This is a genomic window from Mesorhizobium sp. M1348, from assembly GCF_040317925.1.
In the GTDB taxonomy this organism is placed as follows: Bacteria; Pseudomonadota; Alphaproteobacteria; order Rhizobiales; family Rhizobiaceae; genus Mesorhizobium.
Genome location: NZ_JAMYLH010000004.1, coordinates 129,141 through 149,351, shown reverse-complemented (window position 1 = coordinate 149,351; position 20,211 = coordinate 129,141). Strand labels below are relative to the sequence as shown.

The window sequence follows — 20,211 nt, the reverse complement described above, 5'->3', positions numbered from 1 at the left end:
ATGCGTCGAAAAGAACGCACCTTTTTTTGGCGGGAGTTTTTGGGTCAGCCTTTAGATTTATCCTGCTGACGCTGATCCTGCAAATGGTCGGTTCCCTTGACTAGGTGCTTGACGGCCGCCGGAGTCGCACCAGAATCCGGGGATGGATGAAAACTACAAATATGGCGAGCGCAGCGGCCTGCAGCTCGTGCGCATGGCGATCGAGCTGACCTGTCCGGCCGGCGTGCTGCCAAGCGAGGAACCGGTGAACGTGCTCTACGGCCCCCGCCCCGTGCACGAGGGCGAGGCTCTGGCCAAGGCCATAATCGAAACAGTCGAACGGCTGACCCGGTAGGATTATTTCTCATCCCAAAAATCTTGCAACGATGCGTGTCGTAAGTCCTCCTCGCCCCTGAGGTGCTTCACGCGGGCTTTGATCCCCGGCTTGACCCATTGCGTCGCTGGCCGCTTCATGCCCTTGGGCGGTGGCCCCGCATGTTCCTGGGCCCGTTTCCATAGCCGCTCGCGGATCGCTCGGCTCGAATTGATGAAAGCAGGTCCGACATATTTGCGCGTGCCGATCTCACCCATCAGGGCGAAGGCTGGCTTGCCCGCCTCGCGCTCGACGCCGAGCAGTTCATATTCCTCAACGGTGTAGCACTTCACTTTCAGCCAGTTGATCGACCGCCCGCTGCGATACTTACTGCGACGGCGCTTGGAGACCATCCCCTCCAGACCGGCCTTATCAAGTAGATGAAAGATAGCTTTGGCCTCCCCCGGAAGAGCTTCACTGAATTGGATGCGACTTGCCGCAGGGATCAAGCCAACCAGCAGTTCGCGCCGATGTTCAAGGGGCACGTCGCGTAGGTCATGACCGTTGAGGTGCAGGAGATCGAAGGCGACGAAATAGAGGTCATGTTGGCGACGGGTAATCGCCTTCCGCAAAGCAGCGTAATCGGCGAGACCAGCTTCATTCGGAACGATGATTTCCCCATCTATGATGGCGCTGTCGACAACAAGTCCTTTGGCCGTCTCGACCAGGTCGGGATACTTCGCCGTCCAGTCCATTCCGTTGCGCGTGAAGATTCGCGTGCCCGCTTCGTCGATGATGACCTGCGAGCGGTAGCCGTCGAACTTGACCTCGTGGATCCAGTCGCCTCCTTCTGGAGGCTTATCCACCAAGGTCGGCATCAACGGCTCTACAAACGGCAAAGGCATGAACGGCACTCACGAGACCGCCATTCAATCCTTCTGGTTATATTAGGTTCCAGAAATATACGCTGTGGGCAACAATCCGCATCCACTGACGTTGCGGTGCCGTCGAGCTTGACCTCGTGAATCCAGTGTTCGCCCTCGGGCGGCTTTGAAACCAGCTTGGGCTGCATCGGCGGAATGAACTCGAGGCGGCCCTTGCACTCACTGGTTTACGCACGGAATCAGTCTAGGCCCGATCGCACTGGCGCCTAGGGGAACGTACCATGATCATTTTATTAAATTAGCAATGATGCATGAACGGGCGTATTATCCGGCCCAGCTGGGGCGAACGCTCTCAGCCGGTAGGTAGGCCCAGCGGCCAATCGTCCCCCAAATGCCGTCGGGCTATCCCAACAGGTTATGATGGGTGACGACGTGAGACGGGATAAGCACAATCCGCCAACTATGAAGGGCAAAATCCACGGGTCGCCGGACAACGACGAACCGGGGCATTTGGAGTTCTGTCCAATGTGCGGGCAGACATTCGACAAGCGAAACCTTGTCGAAGTGCTGCATCATCACCTTCCCGAGCATGAGCCGTTCGCGATGGATAGGTGACGGACGTAGAAGCCGCCCCGGTTTTCCCGCCGCACGTGCCAGGACGGAATTCGAACTGAACCGCATAGCGCGCCGGGGGGGCACGCGAGCCACTCATCCCCCGCTCAGAAATTTCTACCAAACATTCCCGAGGAACAAGTCCGGCTCCTCGCTGGTTCGTTGTATGTAGCATGCAGGCTCGGCCAATGGTTGAGGTCGACAAAAGGAAGCAGAAGGTTATCGCCGGCCTTATACGACGGTGGATCACGTCAGAAGCCATCCGCGACTACCTTCGCAAGGCGCTAAATCTTCCCCTAGAAGAGGGGCTGCCGGATGAGCATAGGTCTTTGCTTGATGAAATCGATCAGGCCGACAACGAGTGAGTACGTGTTGGCCGTGAACTGCCCACGATGTTTGGTTAAAAACGTACGTGGCCAGACTCATCGTCCCCATCGGCTTATAGTTATTCTTCCGAAAGGGGAGGCTTCCATGCTACCATTACCCCACGCCGTCGATCCAAAGGTAGTTGCTGAGATCAATAGTCTGCTAGCCCATCACGCCGGGGCGGTGCCGGTCCCCGTTCACAAACTCGCGGCGGTTGTCCGGCTGCGCCTTAAAAGCCATCTTTCCATCGCGACTATCGAGGAGCTGATCGTGGACGAAGCCGAGTGTCGCCATCTGCCCATGCTGTTCGAACTGCCGGGAACGGAAGCGGCTGTAGTTTCATCCGCTCTGGGTCGTGCGACTTGAAGCCTAGGCGATTTGGCATTGGGCTCGGCTAGAGGGAGCCCGCCGCGTCCGCCCCCAATGGGAACAGTCTATGACCAGCAGCAGCTCAATGAGTGGCATTGCCTATCCTGGCGACCTGATTCTGTTGAAGCAGGTCTTTGATCGTGTATGCGCCGAGGAAAGCATTCCAGTAGGAAGCGAGCGGGCGGGGCGCCTGAGCGTGAGCGCTATGGAACTCTTCTCGGAGGGCGAGTTCGAGGAGGCAGTTCTTTATGAACGCCTTCGACTTTATGCCCAATTGTAGCGCGGAAAGTCTCCCGTCATCAGGAAATCCTGACGAGCGTTGTCGCTCGGTATGAAATCCTTATGTCGATACAGGACAGGATCGTTGAACGCGACCGGCGCTTCGGTGAACCTGCCGAAACGGACGAAGCCGTTTTGAAGTGGCTGTTGATCTCACTAGGGAGATCGGGCCGACGTTCTAGTTTCCACTCTAGTCGGAGGTCCGCCGCCTCGAAGGGATGGCGACGGACCCCGACAGTGGCTGCACCGAGACGGATCGACCGCTGCGAGTCCTTGACCGGGGAGGGCTGCATTTGTTCACTAAATGCGTGTGGCGCTGCGACTGTGTGGGCAGCCTGATCCTGCCGCCCTAAGTTCCCCTCATGGCAAACCATTGGTTCTCCCCTCCGGTGTACGTCAGGACTGAAGGTCCCAATGTGACGTACCACGTCAACAACGCAGTGGCAGGAGTTAAGGAACTCCTGAAGTGGACCAACCGTCGCCCTCAGTGAAACTTGGCGGTGCATGTTTGCCTCGCTGTGATTATTCCGGCACTACAAGAGCGGGGACAGCCTTCCGACCCCTTCCGTTCGCTTTCGTACATCGAATTGATCCTTAAGACCACGGTAGTATCATCGAACCCTTACAACCGGGGGGTTGGATGGGCGTTGCAAGGATCAATCCAGTTTTGGAGCAGGCAATTGATGCAGTCCTCAACAGGGCTGACTGGGAGGACACAATATCGATTTCTGTCGCGTTACGCCGGGTTCGGGAGGCGGCACCTCATTTGGTCGCGACAGACCAAGAGATAAGAGACGCCATAGTCGAAGTTGCCGATGCCCTTCGGCTGTCAATAGCGGACAATGACACGTAGAATCCACTGGCATTTCCCGACGGCTCAGAAATCCATCTGACCAAGAAGAGACCCAAGTGTAAGAAGGCTGTGCAGCTCTGCACAGAGGCATTGGCGGGCACCAGAAGAGGCACGTATGGCCTTCGAGGCTGCGAAGGAGGAGGGGATGCTACGGCCCTCAGTTTAGGGCTCGGTGTGCCCGATGTTCGGTCCCGCCTCCACATCGTGTCGCGTGCCCCTCATGGGAACATCGCCAAGGACGGATGAGCATCGCGTGCCGCAGCCTTCCGACTGATCCTTCGCGGCAATTGCCGTCACGACTAAACCGAATGCAAGCGAAATGGCGAGGGCGACACCCATTGGGAGATGATGCATGCCTGCCCGCCTACCGAGCGCTTCGAAGACGGTCGATAAACATTGGAGACAGTCCCATCACGGCCTCAAACAGGCCTAACGAACCGCTATGCGGCGTCATCGATTGAAGCGATTGAGGGAAGATGAAACCCTTTAGCCGCCCTATTGCAGAGCCGGGGGACTAGCTACCCACAGAAGCAGGGCAACGCCGGCCCCGTAGGGAACCAGAACGACCGCCAGCGCTACCCAAAAGCCGGGGTCCGCCAAAACAGCCATTTCACTGCGAAGCTGTTCCATCGCGTGTTTCCAAGGAGGGTGTTTTCTCAGCCTTCAGCCGCTGCTCCCGGAGCCGAGCCGTCTTTGCGTCTCGGGCCGCGCGCTCGACATCGATTAATGACCGTGCAGCATCTGACGTGCGCTGCTCTCTCTCATCTATGTCCAAGTGGCCAAGCGTCGCAGTCCTATCTTTTTGCGTGCCTCTGACCGGAGGGCACGCTGCTGCTTGATCAAATCGTGAATCGCAGACGAGTGTTCCACCAGGACCACAAAAAAGTCCCGCCGCACATGCCCCGTGACGGCGGGACCCGATCAAGTGACTTGCCAAGCTGGGGGATGCGGGGGGTGGGCTTGCCCGGTGCACGCAGACCGTCAGGGACTTTAGGCTCATCATCTGCAACGCGTCCACCAACCGTCAGTTGGAAGGAAATTCGGCCACCGACAGATCGGTCATCCCCGGATCGCTGTGGCCAGCAACCGTGCCAGTGACGGCCGTTTTGTATTTTACCCGTCGTACGATTGAAGCGACTGGAGGACTTCCCGACGGAGCTGAGGCTCGTGGCTCCAATGAAACTACTAACAGTCGCGGGCACTATAGAAGCTCGCCGCAAATAGGAACGCCGTCCACTGAGGGATTTTTCCTGCGCTTGTTTGATGTAGCAGCACGTCTATGCCCTCGGTTGCGCCTTCAGACCACGCTACGCTTCAAAGTATCGCTGATCTGCGTTGCTGCCCATGTGCCACCGCGAGCCGTCGGGATACCCCGCGCATTGAGGCCGGCGGCCGTTTTCCGCATGGATGCGCCCGTTGCCTGAATTTGTCTGATAATAGGCAGGACGTTGGATGCGAAGCCGTCGGCAATGGCCGTACGGCGCTCTGCAGCGGCTTTCTGAGCCTTGCGGATCTTGCCGACTGATTCTTACAGACACGATCATCAATCTCGAATTGGACATGATCGATGAGCCTTGGCGCACGGTGACGAAGCTGACGGGGATGGCTCACCCGCACGGGCGGACCTTCCTTGGCATGCGGCTGCCAATTCTCCTGCATCGGCAGAAAGCACGGGCAGTAATAGGCAAACTCCAGTCGTGGCAACCGCGGCGGGTGTTTCTCAGTCACGGCCGCTGCTTTGATGCGAATGAAGACGAGATTGTCCGTAGAATATTCGGAAAGACGGCTTGGTGAGGCAGTGGTTTGGGGGAAGCCAAATGTCCATTTCGGCTCGGCTCCGCCGCTCGCCCCGATCGCTTTAATGACCGCCCCTGGCGCTCCTTGCTCGTTTCGCGGATGCCCACGAGGATCAGCTCGCAGCGTGACTTGTAGGACGTCATCGGCGGCCTTGCGTTCCTTTCATTCGGATGCTGACGATAGCGACCCGGGATGATCTGACCAGTTCCCGAAATCGTTGCGATGGGCGAAGCTAGTCTAGTGATCCAACCGTTGATTGGTGGACGCATTGCAACTGATGCGCCTATGGTCCCTGACGGTCCGCGCGCAACCGGGCAAGCCCACCCCCCGCATCCCCCCTGCCTGGTGCAAGTCGCTTGATCGGGTCCCGCCGTCCTGGCATGTGCGGCGGGACTTTTTACTGCTGTAACACCCGACCGGCGCGGCGGTTCATCTTAACGCAGCAAGTCTCTCACCGATCGGCCCGGCCGCGTCCTCTCCCGGAGGGGGCGGGCTTATTCGACGCTTATTTGACATTGACGCGGTGAGCGAAACCCCTCGTAAAATAGTACATTAGAAATCTGGAACGTAAATAAGGCAGAAAGCATTGTTGGTGCCATGGACAAGAACGATGGCGACAATCTCCCTGAATGGCTTCCGAGCGACCTGCCGGAGGATCCAGTGATCCGAGCGGATATCGCGACAAGGATTTCGAGAGAGACCGACGGCAAAAACTCGGCGACGAGGTGGCAATTGCCGTCACGGTCCTGCAGGCGGGCGCGATCATTGCCGTAGGTCTCGGCGGTCGTCAAGAGATCGCCAATTATGGAGAGGTTGCGAACTGCGCCCCGACCTACGCTTTGTTTCGGAACCGATTCGAACCAGCGATATTGAATCGAATTGTAGTGTCTGGAGTGAGGGGTGCATGCTTACCGAGCTTGGCGTTGGCCGGCTGTCCTTCATTGAATTCCAAATGCCCACGCTGGTCGATAAGCCACCTAAGGGAAGCGGATGGATTCACGAAATCAAGTATGATGGCTACCGCACACAGCTGATCATTCATTTGGGGCGGGTGCAGGCCTTCACACGAAACGGCTACAACTGGACCGACAGATACCTCCCGATCGTCCGCGCTGCGGCTGAGCTAAAAGCGAAGCTGGCAATCATCGATGGCGAAGCGACAGTGTTCGGCACCACCGGGCGTCCGGATTTCCAGGCGCTACGGCGGGAACTTGGAAAGGCCGCGTCGACCAAGCTGGTCTTCCACGCCTTCGACCTCCTCCAGCTCAACGGCCAAGACCTGCGTGACGCTCCGCTCCTCGAACGCAAGCGGGCATTGCAAAGTCTGTTGAAAGACGCGCCCCCAGCGCTCGTCTATGTCGATCATCTGGAAGGTGACGGCCCGACTGTGTTTGCGCACGCGTGCGAAATGGGCCTTGAGGGAATTGTCTCGAAACGCGCGGATTCGCCTTACCGCTCCGGCCGGCAGGAGAGCTGGCTCAAGCTCAAATGCATTAAGAGCGACAATTTTCCGATTGTTGCCTTCGTTGAAAAACTGGGCGCCAGGCCCCGCAGGATTGCCTCGCTTTACCTCGGCCGCCGAGATGGCAATCGCGTCTACTATGCCGGCAAGGCGCAGAGCGGCTACAGCCTTAGCGACGCACGCGAAGTCCGCGAGCGCTTGGACCCGCTAATCGTTGACAAATCTCCGCTTGCCGAACCGATAGACAAACCCAAGGCGACTTGGGTACAGCCGACCGTCGAGGCCGAAGTCCAATACAGCGGGATTACCGATGACGGGCTGCTTCGCGAAGCCGTGTTCAAAGGGCTGCGGGATGATCTGAGCTTACCAGCCCACACGCCGTTGGTTCGCAAGACGCGGCCGTCCAGTGAAAGTTTCGGCGTCCCTCGCGAGAACATTCTGCAACTGCTGCCCGACGCCTTGGTGCCGTCGAAAGAGGAGCTGATGAGCTATTGGACGAAGGTGGCGAAAAAGGCGCTTGTCCACCTCGGCCGGCGCCCGCTCAAGCTGGTTCGCCACTCGCACGGGGTCACCTTCTATCATAAGGGCAGATTGCCCGACATTCCGGATACCGTGCACCAACTGCGTGTTCAGAAGCGCGAGGGTGGAGAAGGCGTGAGGCTGTGGGTCGATGATCTTGATGGCCTGCTTGGCTTGGTGGAAATAGGCGCTGTCGAGTTGCATCCCTGGAACGCCACCGTCGATGATATCGAGCATGCCGACCGGGTTGTCATCGATCTGGATCCTGGCGAAGGGGTCGAATGGGAGATGATCGTCGAGACGGCTCTGAAGGTCCGGGACATGCTGCGTTCGGAAGGACTCGATAGCTGGCCGAAGGTGACAGGCGGCAAGGGCCTGCATGTGATGGCGCCTCTGCAGGCCGTGATCACCCACGACGCCGCCCGGCAGTATGCCCGAAAGCTGGCGCAGCACTTGGTCAGCAAGCATCCCGATCGCTATCTTTTGTCGGCTGCGCCGTCGGCTCGTTGTGGGCGCATGTTTCTGGATTACCTCCGCAATGGCCGCGGCAACACAGCTGTCGGCGCTTACTCGCCTCGAGCCCGTTCAAGCTTTCCGATAGCCGCTCCAGTCACATGGACGCAGGTCGAAAAGGGAATTTTGCCAGACGCGTTTACGTTGGAGAGCCCATTTCGGCCGGCGAAGGCCTCCTGGACCACGCGGAAAAACCAATAGCAATCGCGAAGTGTTAGTCCCATGCGCGAAGGCCTTAACCGCCGGCGTCACTGCGGCCGCGGCAAGTGGCCGGCGTCATTGGGGCAGTTGGGTAGATGCCTAGTAGACGCCGGCCCAGCGGGTTGGGGTCCGCCACCGGGAATAATAATGGGTCTGGAAATTCAGTAACTCCGTGATCACGGAATACGAGCCTTTGCGGTCCCGTCCGTTATGTCGGCGGGCTGTACGGGATAGAAATCCGTCGCGAAATGGCTGGCAGTAAGTCCCTGCATCATCACAGCCGCCGCGGTGCGGTCGTCGATTTCGTCGGGAATCGGCACGAGAGCATCGGCCGGTATGGCCGCCCGCTCTGCATAGCTCCCTGCCGCGTAGACCCACGCAACACGGTCCCCAACTCGGACGTTCCCAGCTTCGTCACCAACTGACACGACGCGCCCGGCACCTTCCACGCCTAGAATCTTCGGGTCGAGCCTCTCTGTCCACGCTAGGCCGTGTCGCACGCCGATAAGCATGAAGTTCACGCCCGCTGCAGCGATCTCGACCAGCACCTGGCCGCGACCCGGTACAGGTTCCGGCCGTTCGACAAATTCCATCACCTCTGGCCCGCCCTGCGGGTCATTACGACTGCCTTCATTTCAACATTTCCTGTTGTTGACGGAACAAGCCAGAACTTGGCAAGATCGAAGGCGCCGCCTCACTGCAAGGCACGGCCAGCTAGTGCACGGCCGCCCTCTCAATCAGCCTCGCGACGGGTTCGGGATTTGAAACCATCACCACGTGTGAGGCCCCCTCGACTACGACGGTTTCTCGCGAGTGCGCTCGTGCAGCCATGAATGCGGAAGCCTGCGGAGGGATATTCCTGTCTTTGTCCCCATAGATGAACAACGCGGGTATCTTCTTCCAGGCCGGCGCGGTCTGGGGCTCCTTCAGCGCCGCTTCCGTGATGGGTCGCTGCGTCGCGGCCATCAGCTTCGCCTCGGCAACGGGAACGTCCGCTGCGAATTGATCGCGAAACTTGTCCTGCTGGATATAGAGATCCTTGCCGCCGCCTGAAAGCGGAACCGGCGGAGCGAGGGTGGGACCGAGCGTGCTGCCGGGAAACTTGCCCGCCAGCCCTGCAGCCGTTTCGCCGGCATCCGGTGCAAACGCCGCCACATAGACCAGTGCCTTGACGTTGGTGTTGTCGTTGACGGCTTCGCTGATGACCGAACCGCCATAGGAATGCCCCACCAAGACGACAGGCGACCCAATGCTTGAAAGGATATCGGAAATATACGCGGCGTCATTGGCAACACCCCGCAAGGGATTGGCGGCGGCCACTACGAAAAAGCCGTCCTTCTCGAGGATTTTGACGACGCCGTTCCAACTCGATGCGTCAGCAAACGCGCCATGAACCAGGACGACAGTGGGCTTAACGGGGGCGGGCTTTTCGGCCTGCGCGTAGGTGTTGCCCGATAAGGCCATGGCGATCGTCAATCCTGCCAGCAATCTTTTCATCATCTATTCTTTCGATGGTTTTGGTCGGAGTAGTTATTTCATCGCGATGGACGCAAGGCCAAAAGCGGGGGCGTTTCAGAGTGTCCCTCGGCCGAACCCGAGATGGAACGGACCTGTTGCGGAAAGTCCGTTGAGATGCTCAGCCCGCGCCACCTCTCGAGTTCTTCCAGTTTCGCGAGATCGGCCTGCTCGATGACCTTTACGGCGTCGCTACCGAGCAGTAGGCGCAGCGGCGGGCGGTTCATCGCGGCGATCTCGAGAATCACCTGCGCGGCCCGCGCCGGGTCGCCGGGCTGATGGTTGTTGTATGCCCGTTGCAGCCTGGCGGTTGCGCCGACGACCGAGTCATATTCGGGCCGGCCCTCCCGCAGCGAGGTCGAGGAGCCCGCGAAGTCGGTCCGGAAGCCTCCGGGTTCGATGACGGTGACCTTGACGCCGATCAGCGCCATTTCCAGCGAGAGCGCTTCGGAAAAACCCTCAACGCCCCACTTGGCGGCCGAATAGGGTGCGCGACCTGGCGCGCCCACGCGTCCGCCGACCGACGAGAACTGGATGATGTGGCCAGCGCGCTGTTCGCGCATGACTGGGATGACCGCCTTGGTCACGATGATCGTCCCGAACAGATTCGTTTCGATCTCCCTGCGGAAATCGTCCAGGTGCGTATCCTCTACTGAGTTGACGTTGCCATAGCCGGCATTGTTGACGAGGACGTCGAGGCCACCGAAGCTGTCCAGGGCCACGCGGACGGCTGCCTGTGCCGCAGCCGGGTCCGTAACGTCGAGCGCAACCGTTCGGACGGCATCACCGTAGCGCTCCGTGAGGTCAGCCAAATGCGCGGGCTCTCGTGCGGTCGCGACCACACGATGACCGGCGTCGAGGACCGCTTCCGAGAGGGCACGGCCGATGCCTCGCGAACTTCCCGTGACAAGCCATCTTTGCGACATGGCACTTTCTCCTTCGATAGGGTTACCTACCCTGCAGGGCGTTCACACAAAGACTCCCAGTGAGCCGGTTAGGGCGCGTAGCGCGTGAAGACGTAGTCATTGCCCTGGACCCGCGCCGCATGACAGGCAAAGCAGGTTTGATGCTGGGCCTCGTCAGCCGGCTTGCCATCGACAAATCTGCCGAAGCCCCATCTACCGGTGGTGGCATATTTCTTCGAGTCCTTGACCATTGTCTGAACCGTCGTAGCCGCGCCAGGAACGGAGGCGGATTCGAATTCGGACGATTGGACGTGTTTCCAGGCGAGCTTTGCCAGAACGGTCCCATCAGGGAACGGCAGGTGTTCCCTCGCGGTATGCGTTGATCGCCACGGGGTTGCCGAGGACCGCCCTAAGCTCGTTGAGGGGCTCTGCTTCCTCAGCCGGCGCGACCAGTTCCCATTGCCGATATCCCTCGGGGATGGTGACGCCATAGATCGGAGATGCAGCCTGCGGATTCGCACCCACATTCGAACCGGCCAACACCACGAAGCCGTATGACGCAAGGATCGCACCCAAACATGGCAGGAGATAATGAGGTTTCATCGGAAAGCTCCGCTTCATGGATCGTCAGAACTTGCCGACATCGATGACCGCCTGCGCAAAGGCCTGCGGTGCCTCCTGCGGCAGGTTGTGGCCAATACCACCTGAGATCAGTCGGTGTTCGTACTTGCCGGAGAACTTCTTGGCGTAGGCCGCCGGATCGGGATGCGGGGCGCCATTTGCGTCGCCTTCCATCGTGATCGTCGGCACACCGATCGTCGGCAACGCTGCAAGCTTCTTTTCCAAAGCATCATATTCTGGCTCGCCCAGTGCCAGACCGAGTCGCCAACGATAGTTGTGGATCGAAATGGCGACGTGGTCGGGATTGTCGAATGCGGCAGCGGACCGTTCGAAGGTGGCGTCGTCGAAGGCCCATTTCGGCGAGGCAAGCTCCCAGATCAGGCGGGCGAAATCCTGGGTGTACTTCTCATAACCCGCCCGTCCCCGTTCGGTGGCGAAGTAATATTGATACCACCATTGCAACTCGGCCTTCGGCGGCAGCGGCATCCGGTTCAACTCCTGACTGCCGATGAGATAGCCGCTGACGGAAACCATGGCCTTGCAGCGCTCAGGCCAGAGCGCGGCGATGATGTTGGTCGTTCGCGCGCCCCAATCATAGCCTGCGACCACCGCTTTTTGGATGTTCAGCGCATTCATCAAGGCAACGATGTCGGACGCAAGCGCCGCTTGCTGGCCGTTCCTGGGCGTTGCGTCCGACAGGAACCGGGTCGTGCCGTAGCCGCGCAGATATGGCACGATAACCCGGTACCCAGCGTCTGCAAGCAGTGGCGCGACGTCGACATAGCTGTAGATGTCATAGGGCCATCCGTGCAGAAGGATGACCGGGGGTCCATGCGCAGGACCGTCGTCGGCATATCCGACGTTCAGCGGGCCCGCGTCGATCTGCTTCAGTGGGGAGAACGAGGTCCGCGGCTTAACCGGGCGGGAAGCGGTCGTTTCCGTCCCGCTGCCCTGCGCTCCCGCAATACCGATCGCGCCGAGCTGCGCTGCGGCGACCGTCGCGGCAGCCATGCCGAAGAGATGACGACGATGATGGTCGATTTTTTCCGGGGTTCTGACTGCGTTCATTTGTGCACCGCCTTGTCGTAATGACATTTTGCTGAGAGTGGTCACGCTTGATCGATCAATGTGATCGATGGGCTAGACCAAGGTGATTGCGACTTCGATGTTGCCGCGCGTAGCTTTCGAGTAGGGGCAGGTCTGATGCGCCGCATCCACAACAGCCTGGGCAACGTCGCGGTCGAGCCCGGGCACGCTCACATTGAGCCGCGCACCGAGAAAGAAGGCGCCGTCGGCAACGTTCAGATCCACCTCCGCATCGATTGCGAGGCCAGCCGGCAGGATAATGTTCATCTTGCGGGCGGCGATTGCCATCGCTCCCTCGAAGCAGGCTGACCAGCCGGTCGCAAGCAGCTGTTCCGGATTGGTGCCCCCGCCTGGGCCGCCGGGCGTGGAAAGCCTGATGTCCAGTCGACCGTCGGAACTGCGCGACGTGCCATCCCTGCCGCCAGTGGTGCGGATTTTGGCGGTATACAACAGCTTTTCAGACTGGCTCATGATGTCTGTGTTCCTTGCAAAAGGGCACTAGGAAAATCGATGGAAAATTGCGCGTGGCTTCGCTATCCACGAGAGCGCAAGCACACGGTAAGGGCTTGCGTCCGAAGCGAGTCGCGCGGCACGAGCGATAACTACAGTGCAGGCATCATCATTCTCCCTGGGCTGGTCAGCGGAAGTTCTTGCTGCTTCGACACATAGAGAAGGATCGCCTGGAGCACCCGTTATGCACTATGATGCGGTGTTAGCGCTCGCCAGTGACCGCACGTCTTGGAACTAGGGCTGGGCCAGTATCATGCCCTGCCTCAAATCGTCGCTCGACGAAATCGGAGTTTCTGCGACACAGGTCTTGGACCTGGACCCGAGATTTGCCTAAGCCATCAGGAAACACGAAGAATGATGCCATGATATCGCCAGCCGCGCCGACGAGCGACAGGATATCGTTTGGTCACTTTACGCTGGCGGCGGGTGAGCGGCTCCTGCTGCGGCAAGGCGTGCCTGTCGATCTCGGCACGCGCTCTTTCGATATACTGGCAGCCTTGGCTGCGCGCCCCAACCAGATCGTCAGCAAGAAGGATCTGCTGGCCCAGGTCTGGCCCGACGTCACTGTCGAAGAAGGCAGTCTGCGGTTTCACATCGCCAACCTCAGAAAGGCGTTGGGCGACGGCAGAGACGGGGCACGCTACATCGCCACTCTGACGGGGCGAGGCTACTGCTTCGTGGCCCCCGTCTCGCGAGTGGATGGTCAAAACAGCGTGCAAAGCGAGGTCGTCGTCAGCTATCCGCAAGCCAACCTGCCAAGTCGCCTGATCCGGATGGTCGGCCGGACCGATGATACTATCGCACTTTCAACGCGACTGGCCGGCACGCGCTTCGTTACGGTCGTAGGCACGGGTGGGGTCGGCAAGACCACTGTTGCCGTGGCGGTGGGCCATGACCTAATCGAAGCATTCGCGGGTGCCGTACATTTCGTCGATCTCGGGGCGCTGAGTGATTCCAACCTGGTTGCTGCGACCGTAGCCTCGACGTTGGGGCTGCCTCTTCAGTCCGACGACCCGACATCCGGTCTGGTCGCCTATCTGGCGGACAAGCGAATCCTCCTGATCCTTGACACTTGCGAGCACGTCATCGACGCGGCGGCAGATCTGGCCGCCCGCATCTTCGCCACTGCACCGCAGGCCCACCTGCTGGCAACGAGCCGAGAGCCTCTTCAAGTCGAAGGCGAGTACATCTACAAGCTGGAGCCGCTTCTATGCGCGCCGGACGATCAGGACCTCGCCCCATCTGTGGCGCAGAGCTTCCCTGCAACCCAGCTGTTCCTGGAACGCGCCGCAGCGAGCGGAGCGCGCCTTGACCTCCAGGATGCGGACGCCGCCATCGTGGCCTCTATCTGCCGCAAGCTCGACGGCGTGCCGCTCGCGATCGAACTCGCAGCAGGAAGGGTTGCGAGTTACGGCCTGCAGAAAACCGCCGAACTTCTCGACGAGCGGCTGACGCTGTTGTGGCCGGGACAGCGTAGCGCGCCGCCCAGGCAGAAGACCCTCCAGGCCACGTTGGACTGGAGCTACGGACTGCTATCCGAGCTCGAGCGCCATTTGCTTCGTCGGCTCGCCGTTTTCGTTGGTCATTTTTCGATTGATGCCGTCCTGGACGTCGTGACGAGCGCGACCATCGATGACGCTCTCGTGTTTGGCACCATCGACAGCCTCATTGCCAAGTCGATGGTAGCGGCAAGACCCGCCGGAGCGACGATGCGTTACCGGCTCCTCGATACGACGCGGGCTTACGCCCTTCAGCTCGACGTCGACGATGCGGAACTCGAGAGCCTCGCCGAACGTCATGCGGCCCACTACCTGCGCTGGCTGGAGGAGACGCGAGCCGAGTGGCCGACTTTGTCGAGCGCCGTGCAACGGTCGCTTCACCTAGCGGGCTTGGCCAATGTGCGAACGGCTCTGGACTGGTGCTTCGGGCCCGACGGAAACACTGAAGTCGGCGTCCGCCTGGCTGCCGCGGCGGCTCCGGTTTTTCTGTCGATGTCTTTGCTCGCCGAATGCCATCGCTGGACGGCGCAGGCGGTCCTTGCCCTCGACGACACTACGGGCGGCGGCTTGGAGGAGATGCGTCTTCAGGCCGCCCTGGGGGTGTCCCTGATGTTCACGCGTGGCGGAAAGGATGCGGCGCGCGTGGCTTTGAACAGAAGCCTTGCCATTGCCGACAGGCGTGGCGACGCGCTCGATCAGCTTCAGATTCTTGGCCCGCTGCAGATGTTCCACCTGCGTAGGGGAGAGTTCACGTCTGCGCTGCACTATGCCGAGCGCTGTTCCGTCATCGCCGGAACCCTTGAGGACTCTGTCTCAACCACATTGGCGCATTCCCTGATGGGGATTTCGCTTCACCTCAGCGGAGAGCTCGATCGTGCCCAAATGGCGGTTGAAGCGGCGTTGCGATACGGGCCGCGCTCCGACCGGACCACGACGAACTATCTCGGTTTCGACGGCAGGATTTTAGCCAGCGCGATTCTGGCAAGGACACTCTGGCTGCAAGGCCATCCGGATCGGGCTCGGGAGCGCGCGCTCCTGACGATCAAGGATGCGGAAGTCCTGAACCATCCGCTGACGCTCTCCATTGCACTTGTCTGGGCAATTTCCGTGTTCCTCTGGGTTGGCGACCTGGAGAACGCGGAGGAACAGATCGATCGTCTTTCCTCGCGCGCCGAATTTCATTCCCTCGGCCCCTATCTTGCGCTTGGGCGCGGCTTCAAGGGGGAGCTGGCCATTCGTCGAGGCAACGCAAGCAGCGGTGTCGAAAGCCTTCGAAGCTGTCTTGCCGAGCTTCACGCCGCGCCATACGAATTGCTCACCACGCCGCTCAACGTAGCGTTCATTCAGGGCCTCGCCTCAACCGGCCGATCCGCGGAAGCGCTGTCACTGATCGATGAGACGATCCGGCAGGTCGAGGCAAACGGCGATCTTTGCTATATGCCGGAGCTGTTGCGGGTGAAAGGCAGTCATGTTCTCGCGGCTTTGCGAGCTGACTCCGACGAAGAAGTAGAATTGTGTTTTCGGCGATCGTTGGAACTCAGCAATCGTCAGGGCGCGCGTGCATGGGAGTTGCGGACCGCTGTCGACCTTGCTTCCCTGTTGGCCGCTCGCGGACAACGCGAGGGCGCCCGAGCACTTCTCGAGCCAATTTTCGCGCGATTTGGGGAGGGCTTGGAGACAGCAGACCTGCAGTCAGCCGCACTCCTGCTGGCGAGGCTGAGCTAGTCGACTTGAGCCTTCGCTAACCAACCCTGCCAGTCCGCCTCATGACAGCGGACATAAGGGCTGCCCAAGGTCCACCTGTCAGATCGATCTCGAGTCCGGACACGGCCAAGATGAAGTTGAAAGTACGCCGCTCTGACGCAGTTGACCGGCGCTGGCGTCGTACTTGGGATTATCACCAAAGGCACGCTCGATCCCTTTGGCGAATTGGAGCCGATTGAGCGGCTGTGCACACATCGGCCTCGACCTTGAAGCTGTTTCATCTACCCTGGTGACTTCGCCTCGAGTTGATTTGCTGGCCTCGCTTGACCTTGGATTTGCTGTGCCCGATTGAATGCGGGAAATCGTAGCTCGGGATGGAGGGGCTGACGCGGTCATCTGTCAGGCGCCTTCGCACTGCAGCGGTAAGCGCTACTTGGTCTCAAATGCCCCATCCCCCGCCGAGGGGGCCCAGCGGCTTGGCTGCGGGGGGAACTGTCAGCTAGAGGCCGCTGGGCCTTGACGACCAGCGAGCGTAAGAGGAGGTCCTGTGCTGGCTGCCAAAAACTTGCGCTCAAGGCCACGGAAAAGCATCATTCGAACGAACACTTGCGTCGAGACGAGGAGGGCAGTGAGGCGGTCGCCGGCGCTTTGAAGGTCTCCGGCAAGCCAAGGCGGCGGCTGTGCGTCGACAGAGAACGCCGAGATCATTCCCGGCGGTCGAGGCATGTTGCCCCGCGGCTCCTCCAGAATCCCGCAGCGGATTTCAGCAACGGTCAGCGAGGCGATGAACAAATCCTGGTCGCGCTGGCTCGACATCCATTCGAGACCGCATCGGGCAAGTCTTTTCACGTCCGGATACGCCCTGCTGCTTCGACAGCTCCTTTTGTCTTGCGGATTTAGGAATTCGAGCTTTTCGGTTGTTTCCGATCATCCATTTGGGGAAACGACGGATGCCGGCAAGCAAGGTTTTATGGGGCCAGATCCTCACCGCCTTTCTGATCATCGTCGCGACAACTTGGGGGGCGACGCAGTGGACGGCAGGGCGGCTCGGCTTTCAAAGCCAACTCGGTCCACCGTGGTTCGAACTGGCTGGACAGCCCGTTTATCCGCCGCCAGCCTTTTTCTGGTGGTGGTTTTTCTACGACGCCTACGCGCCGAAGGTCTTCTTGGAGGGCGCGGCGATTGCGGCGAGCGGCAGCCTCATGGCGATCGCCGCAGCGATCGGGATGTCGCTGTGGCGGGCGCGCGAGGCAAAGGACACCACGACCTACGGCTCGGCGCGCTGGGCGACGCGAGACGAAATCAAGGCCGCTGGGATGATCGGTCAGGATGGGGTGGTGCTGGGTATGTTGGACCGACACTATCTGCGTCATGACGGTCCGGAACACGTGCTATGTTTCGCACCGACCCGAAGCGGCAAAGGCGTCGGCCTGGTCGTGCCATCACTACTGACCTGGCCGGGTTCGGCAATCGTCCACGACATCAAAGGCGAAAACTGGGAACTGACGGCCGGATGGCGGGCCCGGTTCGGCCAAGTGCTTCTGTTCGACCCGACCAATGCTGAATCCGCAGCCTACAATCCTCTGCTGGAGGTGCGACGGGGCGAGTGGGAAGTTCGAGATGTGCAGAACGTGGCGGATGTTCTGGTCGACCCAGAAGGCACATTGGAACGCCGCAACCACTGGGAGAAGACCAGCCATGCGCTGCTGGTCGGCGCCATACTGCACGTGCTCTATGCGGAGAAAGACAAGACCCTCGCCGGCGTGGCGAATTTCCTTTCCGATCCACAGCGGCCAATCGAGACAACGCTGCGCGCCATGATGCTGACGCGGCATTTGGGTGATGCAGGCCCGCATCCCGTGGTGGCGTCGGCTGCACGGGAACTGCTCAACAAGTCCGAGAACGAGCGTTCCGGCGTGCTCTCGACGGCCATGAGTTTTCTGGGCCTCTACCGCGATCCAGTTGTGGCCAAGGTGACGTCATGCTGTGACTGGCGGATCGCAGACCTTGTCGAGGAGGCACGGCCGACGACGCTTTATCTGGTCGTGCCGCCATCGGACATCAGTCGCACAAAGCCGCTGATCCGACTTGTACTTAACCAGATCGGCCGCAGGCTCACCGAAGATCTTCACGCGAAGGATCACCGGCGGAGTCTTTTGATGATGCTGGACGAGTTTCCCGCGCTTGGCAGGCTCGATTTCTTCGAAAGCGCGCTGGCCTTCATGGCCGGCTACGGCATCAAGTCGTTCCTGATCGCACAATCGCTCAATCAGATCGAAAAGGCCTACGGACCGAACAATTCTGTCCTCGACAATTGTCATGTGCGGGTGAGCTTCGCCACCAATGACGAGAGGACAGCCAAGCGCATCTCAGACTCTCTGGGGACCGCGACCGAGTTGCGCGCCATGAAAAACTATGCGGGGCACAGATTGTCGCCCTGGCTCGGGCATCTAATGGTGTCGCGGCAGGAAACGGCGCGTGCACTGATGACGCCGGGCGAGATCATGCAGCTGCCGCCGACCGATGCGATCATCATGATCTCGGGCCAGTTCCCAATCCGTGCGAAGAAGGCACGCTACTTTGCCGACCCGCGTCTTGCCGAGCGTGTCTTGCCGCCACCAAGGACCGGAGGGACAACGCAAAACGCTCGCTCTGACGACTGGACCGACACGACACTTTTTGCTGAGCCGGAAGGGAAATCTCGCGAGCTGGGGCCTGCCAGGGATCAGCAGGACGAGGATCCGGCCAATGGCGGCATTCGCCGCCAGCCCGAGCTTCCCGAACACGAAGACATCGCGCCGGAGCGAACGGAACGGCGCGACGATGAGTTCGACCTCGACCGTGACGAGCCCGACGATGACGCTCTGCGTCGTCGCAGTGTCGATCAGGCTATGAGGCGCGCTGCACGCCAGGCCGCCCTTGACCCCAATGATGGCATTGAGCTTTGAGCGCATGAAGAACGCCAAGAAAAGACGTCTGTCTGCCTATCTCGACCCTGACGTAATGAGGGCGCTGGCAGATTACGCTGGGCGGCGCGAGGTCTCGCTGTCACTGGTCGCCGAGGCTGCGCTCGCGTCGTTCCTGTCGCCGGACGCCGAAGAACGAAAGCAAGCCGCGATAACTCGCCGCCTCGACCAGATCGATCGACGCGTGCAGCGGGTCGAGCGAGACGTCGGAATTGCTATTGAGACGCTAGCATTGTTCGTCCGTTTTTGGCTCAACTCGACTCCAGCCTTGCCGGAATCCGCGCAAGCGGAGGCGCGCGCCAAGGGCTTGCAGCGCTACGACAATTTCGTCGATGCGCTCGGTCGCCGGCTCAGTAAAGGCCCAAGGCTGAGGCAGGAGATAGCCGACGATGTCCCGCCAGCGCCGCCAGCAACTGGATGAGCTGCCGGCAAGACAGGCGCTTCAACAGGTGCCCGATTGGGGAGCCATTTTGCGCAGCTGATACCCATCAGATCACCTTTCATCGGAGTGGCGGGCCTCGGCATTCGTCTCCATAGTCGATCTCAGGCAGGCGGTGTGCGTTGCCGGATTTGAGTTCAGATGACCGCGCATGCTTGGTGAAATTTCGAGCCTCGCGCGCGCCGAAACGGTTCTTGCCCGGGCCGTAACCAAAGATTGCAGATGAAAATCGGTTTGAACTGCCCGGTGACAAAGAAGGCTTATTGACAGCATCGCTGTCGAAACCGGACATCGAGCCACAACCGATGCCCAGGGCTTCTTCTCAGGCGCAATAACTTTGAAACAAATCCTGCCGGCAGGCGTTCCAGCATGGCGGGCGGCGTTGCCGGAGGACCCAATGCCCGACGAATACAATGACATCGTCATCCCCCAAAACCACGATGCATCGCCACTTCGGGAGGAGGAGTATTTCGTCGTCTGCCCGGCGTGCGGCCAGGCGTTCGACATCAGGTGTATGGCAGAGGCGCTTCATCACAACGAGCTGGGCCACGAGCCCTACGACCTCGACTCGTAGGCGGCGGTTACCGACGACCGTCGACGAAGGTCGATCCTGGTCGAGACGAACACCGAGGCTAGTTCTCGCTCTTCTGGCTGGCATTACGGTCTGATCGGCTTACAACGAATCCCCGTCGCGAGGGCGGAGCTTCGCCGGAACGCAATGTCGTGACAGATACCTTGCGGGCTTTCAGCGACGACTTGATTGCCGTTGTGGTTGTTATCGATGTGACGCGGCCCGACCGGGTTGTTAAGCCAGGGCGA

Annotated in this window: 17 protein-coding genes and 2 pseudogenes; 9 read left to right on the top strand and 10 right to left on the bottom strand. The window is 60.1% G+C overall.

The window, feature by feature from the left end; all coding sequences use genetic code 11:
- Nucleotides 1–142 precede the first annotated feature (142 nt).
- A complete protein-coding gene (locus NKH13_RS09635; RefSeq protein WP_352716663.1) occupies nucleotides 143–334 on the top strand; it encodes a hypothetical protein in 192 nt (63 codons plus the stop codon).
- Between the two features lie 2 nt (nucleotides 335–336).
- Here NKH13_RS09635 and NKH13_RS09630 read toward each other — a convergent pair whose 3' ends face one another.
- The gene (locus NKH13_RS09630) at nucleotides 337–1,197 is read right to left on the bottom strand and encodes an ATP-dependent DNA ligase (protein ID WP_352912384.1); all 861 of its coding nucleotides are present in this window, start codon (nucleotides 1,195–1,197) and stop codon (nucleotides 337–339) included.
- 779 nt (nucleotides 1,198–1,976) lie between these two features.
- Here NKH13_RS09630 and NKH13_RS09625 point away from each other — a divergent pair.
- The 3 genes from NKH13_RS09625 to NKH13_RS09615 all read left to right on the top strand — a co-directional run bounded on the left by NKH13_RS09625 (nucleotide 1,977) and on the right by NKH13_RS09615 (nucleotide 2,803).
- Nucleotides 1,977–2,153 (top strand): hypothetical protein, encoded by a 177-nt coding sequence (locus NKH13_RS09625; protein WP_352716666.1) that lies wholly within the window; start codon nucleotides 1,977–1,979, stop codon nucleotides 2,151–2,153.
- A 106-nt stretch (nucleotides 2,154–2,259) separates the two neighbouring features.
- On the top strand, nucleotides 2,260–2,520 hold the full coding sequence (locus NKH13_RS09620) for a hypothetical protein (RefSeq protein WP_352716668.1): 261 nt from the start codon (nucleotides 2,260–2,262) through the stop codon (nucleotides 2,518–2,520).
- Nucleotides 2,521–2,590: 70 nt separating this feature from the next.
- Entirely contained in the window at nucleotides 2,591–2,803 is a 213-nt protein-coding gene (locus NKH13_RS09615) for a hypothetical protein (protein ID WP_352716669.1), read from the top strand.
- Between the two features lie 2,149 nt (nucleotides 2,804–4,952).
- Here NKH13_RS09615 and NKH13_RS09610 read toward each other — a convergent pair.
- Nucleotides 4,953–5,081: a recombinase family protein gene (locus NKH13_RS09610; RefSeq protein ID WP_352912462.1), complete on the bottom strand. Its 129-nt coding sequence runs from the start codon at nucleotides 5,079–5,081 to the stop codon at nucleotides 4,953–4,955.
- Between the two features lie 1,275 nt (nucleotides 5,082–6,356).
- Between NKH13_RS09610 and ligD the strand changes: the two genes are divergently transcribed.
- Entirely contained in the window at nucleotides 6,357–8,147 is a 1,791-nt protein-coding gene (ligD, locus tag NKH13_RS09605; RefSeq protein ID WP_352912382.1) for a DNA ligase D, read from the top strand.
- Between the two features lie 209 nt (nucleotides 8,148–8,356).
- Here the strand turns inward: ligD and NKH13_RS09600 are convergent.
- The 6 genes and pseudogenes from NKH13_RS09600 to NKH13_RS09575 form a co-directional block, all read right to left on the bottom strand.
- Nucleotides 8,357–8,781, bottom strand: a pseudogene (locus tag NKH13_RS09600) (alcohol dehydrogenase catalytic domain-containing protein); the annotation flags it as partial.
- An 80-nt stretch (nucleotides 8,782–8,861) separates the two neighbouring features.
- Complete coding sequence (locus NKH13_RS09595; RefSeq protein WP_502914561.1) at nucleotides 8,862–9,644, bottom strand: alpha/beta fold hydrolase; 783 nt, start codon at nucleotides 9,642–9,644, stop codon at nucleotides 8,862–8,864.
- 38 nt (nucleotides 9,645–9,682) lie between these two features.
- On the bottom strand, nucleotides 9,683–10,588 hold the full coding sequence (locus tag NKH13_RS09590) for an oxidoreductase (protein WP_352912380.1): 906 nt from the start codon (nucleotides 10,586–10,588) through the stop codon (nucleotides 9,683–9,685).
- 68 nt (nucleotides 10,589–10,656) lie between these two features.
- Nucleotides 10,657–11,170 (bottom strand): annotated as a pseudogene (locus NKH13_RS09585) (cytochrome P460 family protein).
- 24 nt (nucleotides 11,171–11,194) lie between these two features.
- A complete protein-coding gene (locus NKH13_RS09580; protein WP_352912379.1) occupies nucleotides 11,195–12,256 on the bottom strand; it encodes an alpha/beta fold hydrolase in 1,062 nt (353 codons plus the stop codon).
- Between the two features lie 72 nt (nucleotides 12,257–12,328).
- Nucleotides 12,329–12,745 (bottom strand): organic hydroperoxide resistance protein, encoded by a 417-nt coding sequence (locus NKH13_RS09575; protein ID WP_352912377.1) that lies wholly within the window; start codon nucleotides 12,743–12,745, stop codon nucleotides 12,329–12,331.
- A 401-nt stretch (nucleotides 12,746–13,146) separates the two neighbouring features.
- On the opposite strand from NKH13_RS09575, the gene NKH13_RS09570 reads away from it, so the two are divergent.
- The gene (locus NKH13_RS09570; RefSeq protein WP_352912375.1) at nucleotides 13,147–16,008 is read left to right on the top strand and encodes an ATP-binding protein; all 2,862 of its coding nucleotides are present in this window, start codon (nucleotides 13,147–13,149) and stop codon (nucleotides 16,006–16,008) included.
- A 474-nt stretch (nucleotides 16,009–16,482) separates the two neighbouring features.
- Here NKH13_RS09570 and NKH13_RS09565 read toward each other — a convergent pair whose 3' ends face one another.
- On the bottom strand, nucleotides 16,483–16,803 hold the full coding sequence (locus tag NKH13_RS09565) for a hypothetical protein (RefSeq protein ID WP_352912460.1): 321 nt from the start codon (nucleotides 16,801–16,803) through the stop codon (nucleotides 16,483–16,485).
- A gap of 134 nt (nucleotides 16,804–16,937) precedes the next feature.
- On the opposite strand from NKH13_RS09565, the gene NKH13_RS09560 reads away from it, so the two are divergent.
- Together NKH13_RS09560 and NKH13_RS09555 are read left to right on the top strand one after the other, a co-directional pair.
- Nucleotides 16,938–18,935 (top strand): conjugal transfer protein TraG, encoded by a 1,998-nt coding sequence (locus NKH13_RS09560; RefSeq protein ID WP_352912373.1) that lies wholly within the window; start codon nucleotides 16,938–16,940, stop codon nucleotides 18,933–18,935.
- Nucleotides 18,919–19,374 carry a CopG family transcriptional regulator gene (locus NKH13_RS09555; protein WP_352661268.1) on the top strand — a complete coding sequence of 152 codons (456 nt, stop codon included), beginning with the start codon at nucleotides 18,919–18,921 and terminating at the stop codon, nucleotides 19,372–19,374. The genes NKH13_RS09560 and NKH13_RS09555 overlap by 17 nt, the downstream gene beginning before the upstream one ends.
- 79 nt (nucleotides 19,375–19,453) lie before the next feature.
- Here the strand turns inward: NKH13_RS09555 and NKH13_RS09550 are convergent, their stop codons facing one another.
- Entirely contained in the window at nucleotides 19,454–19,684 is a 231-nt protein-coding gene (locus NKH13_RS09550; protein ID WP_352912372.1) for a hypothetical protein, read from the bottom strand.
- 105 nt (nucleotides 19,685–19,789) lie between these two features.
- On the opposite strand from NKH13_RS09550, the gene NKH13_RS09545 reads away from it, so the two are divergent.
- The gene (locus NKH13_RS09545) at nucleotides 19,790–19,966 is read left to right on the top strand and encodes a hypothetical protein (RefSeq protein WP_352912370.1); all 177 of its coding nucleotides are present in this window, start codon (nucleotides 19,790–19,792) and stop codon (nucleotides 19,964–19,966) included.
- Nucleotides 19,967–20,211 lie beyond the last annotated feature (245 nt).